The organism is Caldithrix sp., from assembly GCF_056497305.1.
Genome location: NZ_JBSMDE010000190.1, coordinates 22,911 through 30,229, shown reverse-complemented (window position 1 = coordinate 30,229; position 7,319 = coordinate 22,911). Strand labels below are relative to the sequence as shown.

Annotated in this window: 3 protein-coding genes; 2 read left to right on the top strand and 1 reads right to left on the bottom strand. The window is 46.9% G+C overall.

Going from position 1 to position 7,319, the window contains the following annotated elements; translation table 11 throughout:
* The first annotated feature begins 597 nt into the window (after positions 1-597).
* Positions 598-2,994: a glycoside hydrolase family 127 protein gene (locus tag ACWB0I_RS15415; RefSeq protein ID WP_479388967.1), complete on the top strand. Its 2,397-nt coding sequence runs from the start codon at positions 598-600 to the stop codon at positions 2,992-2,994.
* Positions 2,995-3,245: 251 nt separating this feature from the next.
* Here ACWB0I_RS15415 and ACWB0I_RS15410 read toward each other — a convergent pair whose 3' ends face one another.
* Positions 3,246-5,258: a hypothetical protein gene (locus ACWB0I_RS15410; RefSeq protein WP_479388966.1), complete on the bottom strand. Its 2,013-nt coding sequence runs from the start codon at positions 5,256-5,258 to the stop codon at positions 3,246-3,248.
* Positions 5,259-5,852: 594 nt separating this feature from the next.
* On the opposite strand from ACWB0I_RS15410, the gene ACWB0I_RS15405 reads away from it, so the two are divergent.
* Positions 5,853-7,313: a M64 family metallopeptidase gene (locus ACWB0I_RS15405; protein WP_479388965.1), complete on the top strand. Its 1,461-nt coding sequence runs from the start codon at positions 5,853-5,855 to the stop codon at positions 7,311-7,313.
* The last annotated feature ends 6 nt before the right edge of the window (positions 7,314-7,319 follow it).

Here is a 7,319-nt window from a genome sequence, read left to right as displayed (position 1 = left end):
TGGACAGCCGTCCAGACAGGCCTGTCCCCGAGTTTCGGGATCTGGAATGATGCTTGGCACAAAGCCTCAATGATTGTCATTTCGACCGATGTGCGGAGCGAAAGCGAACTTCAGAGCGGAGAAATCTTTCTCAGGCGTAAGGGCGAAGCATTTTCCTGAAGGTTGTTCCAATTAACGCAACCTCTTTGTGTAAAAGTTAAATCGCTCTTGAGAAAGACTTTTCAAAAAATGCTTCGCCCTTACAAAGTCTCGAGCTAAAGCTCGAGTTACGTTCGCTTGCAAATTGTTTGCAAGTGTAAGGGATTCCTCATCCCGCTAAAGCGGGAATTCGGAATGACACTCAGTACGGTCCTTCGCCTTTCCAGGGCAAAACTTGCCGTTTCACAAAATAATTAGTACTTTTTAATTAAAAAAGGCTTCTCCGTGCTCCTTGTGGTTGTTTAAATCTTTGATGCCTTAGACCTTTTAATAGCAGTATTCAAATAGGCAATTGCCAGATCACTACCAGGCTGTCCGAACTCGAAAAAGAAAATTTTCGGTTGCCTGGCTTTCTTTCCCTTTGTACCTTATTTGCAATAACTCATTCCAGGGGGTTGAATGAAAAAATTGGTTTTAACTTTTCTGCTGGCATTGCTCTCGTTTTGCCAGCCAGAAAGAATGGCGGATTATCTCATTAAACCAGTTCCTTTTACTGCCGTGCACTTTAACGATCATTTCTGGGAAATGCGCCTGGAGATCAATCGCCGGGTAACCATACCTTATGATTTCAACAAATGCGAAGAAACCGGTCGCATCGATAATTTTGCCAGAGCCGCCGGATTGAAGGCCGGCCCGTTCGTCGGGAGAAGGTATGATGATTCCGACGTGTACAAAATCATTGAAGGCGCATCGTACAGTTTAAGCAATTTTCCGGACCGGCGTCTGGAGGCTTACCTCGATTCCATAATCACTCTGATTGCGGCTGCCCAGGAAGACGATGGCTACCTGTACACCTGTCGCACCATTGACCGTGAACATTTACCGCCCAATACTGGTTCAGAACGCTGGTCTTTTTTAAATCACTCTCACGAGCTGTACAATGTAGGCCATTTGTACGAGGCAGCCGTTGCTTATTATCAGGCCACCGGTAAGCGCTCTTTGCTCAACGTGGCCTTGAAAAATGCTGAACTCATTTTAAAAACATTTGGCCCGGGCAAACGGTACGATCCGCCCGGCCACCAGGAAATTGAAATCGGATTGGTTAAATTGTACCGCGTTACAGGCGACCGGCGTTATCTGCGTCTGGCCCGGTTCTTTTTAGATCAACGGGGACGTCATGAACATCGGGCTGCTTACGACAGTATTTTTACAGCCCAATATGTGCAGGACCATCTGCCCGTTACGCAACAGCGGGAAGCGATAGGTCATGCGGTGCGGGCCATGTACATGTTCTCGGCCATGACGGATATTGCGGCTTTAACCGGGAACCCGGAATATCAGGCGGCTGTGGACAGCCTCTGGGAAAACGTGGTCAACAAAAAATTGTACATTACCGGTGGCGTGGGGGCCCGCTCCCATGGCGAAGCCTTTGGCGCCAACTACGAATTACCGAACCGTTCGGCTTACAATGAAACCTGCGCGGCCATTGGTAATATGTTGTGGAATTATCGAATGTTTCTTTTACATGGCCAGGCCAGATACCTGGATGTCTTCGAACGAACTCTCTACAACGGTTTTCTTGCAGGCGTTTCTCTAGACGGCATGGAATTTTTTTACCCCAATCCGCTGGAATCCACAGGCAATTATGCACGCAGCCCCTGGTTTGATTGCTCCTGCTGCCCAACCAATGTGGTACGTTTCTTGCCTTCTTTGCCCGGCTATGTGTACGCCCAGGATGCGCAGTCCATCTATCTGAATCTTTTTGTAACCAGTCGGGCGCAGGTCCATTTCCATGGACAAAAGGTTACACTGCAACAACGCACGCAATATCCCTGGGAAGGTGAGGTGCAGGTCTCCATTGAGCCGCAGAAAGCCCAAGAATTTACCTTAAAAGTCCGCATTCCCTGCTGGGCGCAAAACAAACCTCTGCCCGGCGATCTTTATTCTTTTAGCGATCCTATGCCAGCCCAAACCCGAATCTGGCTCAATGGTCAGGCGCTGAATTTTACGATGGAAAACGGTTTTGCTGTCATTCGCCGAACCTGGCAAAAAGGCGATTTATTACGGATCCTGTTCCCCATGCACGTGCAACGCCTGCGAGCCGATCAAAGGGTGCTGGTTGACAGGGATAAAGTGGCCATTACACGCGGCCCGATTGTCTTTTGTGCCGAAGGGACTGATCATCAGGGGCATGTGTTGGATCTCTATTTGCCTGAAGAATCGAGCCTGCAATTTTCCTTCCATCCCGCTCTGTTAAAAGGGGTTGGGGTGGTGCAGGGTACTGCGTATCATGCCACGAATTCCGGTTTCAAAAAAACGAAATTGTTTTTAATCCTCTATTACGCCTGGGCTCATCGTGGGCCAGGAGAGATGGCCGTGTGGTTGGCCTCCCGCCCCGAGGTTGCCCGACCGTTTCCTTTGAACCATAAAGGCCGACGAGCCAAAGTCAAAGTCTCTCATGTCTGGAAACTGGATCAGCCCACAGCGGTTAATGACGGAATCTGGCCGGAAACGTCCTCTGACGTGAGCATTCCGCGTTTTACATGGTGGAATCACAAAGGCGCTCAGGAGTGGCTGGAATACTATTTCTCTGAGCCTACGCCGATTAACAGCTGTAAAATATACTGGTTCAGCGATCGCTCTGTAGGAGGCGGATGCGATTTGCCACAAACGGCCGAGTTGTTTTTTAAACAGGGGAGCCAATGGGTTTTGCTGAAAAGACTGGGCGCTGATCAAATTGAAGCCAATACATTCAATGACTTTCCTTTTTCACCTGTAAGAACCAGCGCCTTACGCCTGCAGGTGCGCTTGAAAAAAGAGGTTTCGGCCGGCATACTGGAATGGCTTGTGGAATGACACAATTTAATGCTCCCTTCTGCTAAGTCAGCATAGCCCCAACCTTTAAAAAAACGGGCGCCAGTCTGGCAAGGCGCAGCCTGCTGTAGTGAAGCGGAAATCCAGATTCTCTGGGAAAGACCATTCAACCATTCAACAAATCAACAATTCAACGGTTTTGGTTCTTCACACTGAACAAAAATTTTCTCATCCCGACATGGCGGGAATAGATCTTTTAAGGGAAGTATTCAAAAAAGGCGAGGCGGAAAAATTCACAGTCGGCATTCAGCTACAATGCGGGCGGCCGATTTTTGCAATTTAAGGGCAAAAGGCTCATGGGCTTTGATTTTTCGATTTACAACTTGTAAAAGGTCGTAATACCGGTTCCAGCTCAGCCGTTCTTTTTTCAGTTGTTCCTCAAAGGGCGAAGGATTGCCATGGACAAAGTGCATCGTTCCGGTAAGGCGTTCCACGCCCATGTGCAAAAACGCTTCTGCCTGTTCCGGATCGTCGTTCTGACTCAGTTCCAGGCCTTTTACCATAAAGCGCAGGATGGAAACGGTCGTCGGGATACGGGAGATGAAGCTCCCGGTAAAAGGATCCAACTCATTTTTCACCGTCTGGATATCGCGCGTAATGGTTCTGGCGTAAGCCGAAAAATAGAGCATGCGCTGATAGTCGCCAATGATTTTACCCAATTTTGCGGCGCGGATGGCTTCCTGGGCAAAGAGCTCCTTGTCATGGCGCATGATCAACCCGGGTTGATGTACGTAACGCAGTAATGGCTGCCGGTCATTGAACACACTCAGAAGAAAGGCCTGATCTTCCGCTCGGCCAATAAAAGAGGGCGTGAAGGGCCGATACTTAAACAGAGCGCTGACCAGAATCCCATTGGTACCGCCCGTAACATGAACGCGCTGTAAACAACGTTTCTGGCCATCCAATTCCGGTTCATGGTAACGCGTCATCATTTCCACGCGGGTGGAAAGGGCCTGGGGCAACTGGCTGAAGAAAATATGTTCCTCAGGACTGCGCGGTTCATTCGGATAGGGAACATCCGGCGTAAACAGCGATTGTTCAATGTCCGCGGCATTCACCAGGGCCCCGGCAATCAAGCCTAAATGTACAGCACGATTTTGAAAATCTTTGCCATCAGCTCCCCACAAATCGCTTTGAAAAAGTTCAAAAGCGGACTTACCCGTTTCTTTGACCAGGGCCTCCTGAGGAAACACCTGATCCAGATCGATTTTAAACGTGGCCTGAATCTGAGGATCAATCATTGTTTGCCAGAAAGCTGCGATGGCTTTCAAAAAGGAGTAATGACGTCCATATTCGCCATCCGTGCCAAATACGGAAAAGGATTCATGTTCGCAGGTTAGGTTTAAATAGCTGCGGGCCGCCGGGCACAAAACGTGCTCGACGATTTCCCGACAATCCTGCTCGGTGAACAGAAAAACGTTCAGGTGTTTAAATCGGCCATGTTCCTCAAACAGTTGGCGCACATATTGCCGGGCGATTTGCTGCAAATAGCGATGGGTGACCGAACAGGAGAGCAAGACGGTCAATTTTTGACCTTCAGACAGATTGCCGCGCTGTTTTTCAAATTCCAGCGCGTCGTCCAGGCCCTGCAAACCGTAAAGGATTTCGTTGTTTTGAGCGGGCGCATCCAGAGGGATGGGATGATCGTACCAGAATTGTTGAGTTTCATCCTCATGCGCCTCGATGACTCTTTTCAGCTCCGGCGCAAGGTTTAATCCGTTGCCTAAGGGCGGCCGGACCAGCACGTTTGAAGTAAACAAAATTTGTCTGGCCGGGTCGCTGATAGGGCGTGGATTTTTTTGTGTAATCATTACCTGTCGTTTGTAGAGTAATTGCCGTTCGGCTTCTCGATACTTTTGATAGACGGCAAGGCCTTCGGGAAAGAAGACGCGCCAGGATTGCAGGAAAGGTTGCTCACCAAAGTCGAATTTTTCTAATGGTTCAGAGAGGTCTGCCTGCTCAATTTCATTTTTGATTTTCTGCCGCACAGTAAAAATAAAACGGGCAGCGTTGGCCCACTGTGGTTCATTTTTGAAATTCTGCAAATAGTTTTTAGCTTTTTCCCAGGCAGGATGATGATCGGCAAACAGGAAGATCAGGCCGCTTTCAAAAAAGGTTTTTATTTTTTTAGCAGAACTTTCAGCGCTTTGTGGATTGGGTTGCCAATGTTTTAGATAGGTGAAGCCGGGTAGGGCGGGCAACAACGTTTCCATCCAGCTGGTAAATCGACTCCAGTTTGTAGGCATCTCACTTTCCTTTTTTCTTTTTAGTTTGGTAAATTTTTGTCAAACTTGCAAGATTTTAGCGAATGGCGAAAAAGTTGAGCAGCCCATTTAAAGTATTTACCAGATGATGGAAGAAATCATTTCAAAAAAATCCGCGCGAAACGCATGTGCCATGAAATCTGCTTTTTGATTCGAAAAACAGGTAGAAAGCTTTAAAAACTTTTAAACGAATTGTGATTACATGTTATGCAAATTACAGAGAAATTGATGGTTAGAATACTTCCTTCAAAACTTATAATCCCGCTTAGCGGGATGCGAAAATTTTTATGCTGTTTTAGGGAGGACGTGTTGAAGAATTGGTTTAAATTATTTCTGCGAATATCTGCTGAATCTGCGCGAAATATAATTGTGATTAAAACAGTTTCTATCACTTTTGGTTGCGGCTATGCTGCCTTATAAATTTACAAAATCAGTGAAAAAACACACCTCATTATCTTTCCTGCCTTCTCTGCCTATTTTGGCTTGAGAAAACAAGCTGCATTCTTGATTAACTCACATTTGCATGCAATGAATTAATTTAAGAAATTCTATTTTTTAAAAAGATGGAGAAAACGCATGGCGCAGAAATTGGCTTTATGGTCCGTGCTGTTAATTTCAATGGTATTGGGCCAACCCCAATTTGAATCGTTTTTTAGAGACAGCACTTTACGGATTGATTATTTCCATATCGGTGATCAGCAAAAAGAAACGATTACCATGGATCAATTCTATTTGTTAAAATTCTGGTCAGGCCCCAGGTCAAAATTGATTGATCCTTTTGATAATGGGAAGTACTCCATTCAGGTCTTCGATTCCAGCGCTAAACAATTGCTTTTCTCCAGAGGATTTAATTCCTACTTTGGCGAGTACCAGACAACGACCATGGCTCATCAGGGCGTGCAACGCGCCTACCATGAAAGCGCTTTAATTCCTTTCCCTAAAAAGACCGTTTGCTTCCGACTTTTAGCCCGAGACAAGCAAAATACCCTACACGTCATCTTTGAACAGCGCATTGATCCCAACCACATTCAGCTTAATAATGAAAACAGAGCTCCGGGCGTACGCATCATTAAAGCGCACCACAACGGCGGATATCATGAAAATGTGGACATTGTCTTCCTATCCGAAGGCTATACGATTCGCGACAGCGCCAAATTCCGGGCGGATTTAAAACGTTACACAAACATCTTACTTAACAAACAACCTTTCAAACGCTTTAAGGATAAAATCAATCTGTATGGTGTGTACAAACCCTCAGCAGAGCAGGGTTGTGACGAACCAACGCATGGCAAATTCCGGAATACAGCGCTGGGCTGTACATTTAATTCCATGGGTTCCTATCGTTACCTGTTAACCGAAGAGAATCGCGCCATGCAGGATATGGCTTCAGCTGTGCCCCATGATGCCATCATTATTATGGTCAATCAGGAGCGTTACGGGGGCGGCGGAATCTACAATTTTTACATGGATTTTACCACCGATAATGCTTTTAGTGAAAACGTCTTCATTCACGAGTTTGGACACTCCTTTGCCGGTCTGGCCGATGAATATTACGCCTCCAGCACGGCGTATGACGAATTTTATCCGCCTGGCGTGGAACCAACTGAGCCCAATATTACGCGCCTGCTGGATGTCAAACACTTGAAATGGAAGACGCTGGTCGATCCGGACACTCCCATTCCCACTCCCTGGCGCAAAGAAGAATTTGATCGCCTTCAGGCGGAATATCAAAAGAAGCGCCGGCAACTGCATGAGGAATTGGCCACCTTAAGCAAAAATGGCGCCGATTCCTTACTGATCAAACAGAAGCAGCAAGAAGTTGCTACCTTGCAGAAAGAATACAATCAATTAATGGAAGATATTTTATATCACGATCCCTATTCGGGAAAAGTTGGCGCCTTTGAAGGGGCCGGGTACGTGTCCACTGGCATGTACCGGCCCATGCTGGATTGTGTCATGTTCCGCAATGGGGACAAACCTTTTTGTCGCGTCTGTGCACAGCGCATTCGGGAAGTACTTGAGTTTTTAAGCGAATAAACAATG

What these genes read in the sequence shown, in the direction of transcription:
- ACWB0I_RS15415 (WP_479388967.1), top strand. Translation starts at nt 598, where the DNA reads ATGAAAAAATTGGTTTTAACTTTTCTGCTGGCATTGCTCTCGTTTTGC.
- ACWB0I_RS15410 (WP_479388966.1), bottom strand. Translation starts at nt 5,258, where the DNA reads ATGCCTACAAACTGGAGTCGATTTACCAGCTGGATGGAAACGTTGTTG.
- ACWB0I_RS15405 (WP_479388965.1), top strand. Translation starts at nt 5,853, where the DNA reads ATGGCGCAGAAATTGGCTTTATGGTCCGTGCTGTTAATTTCAATGGTA.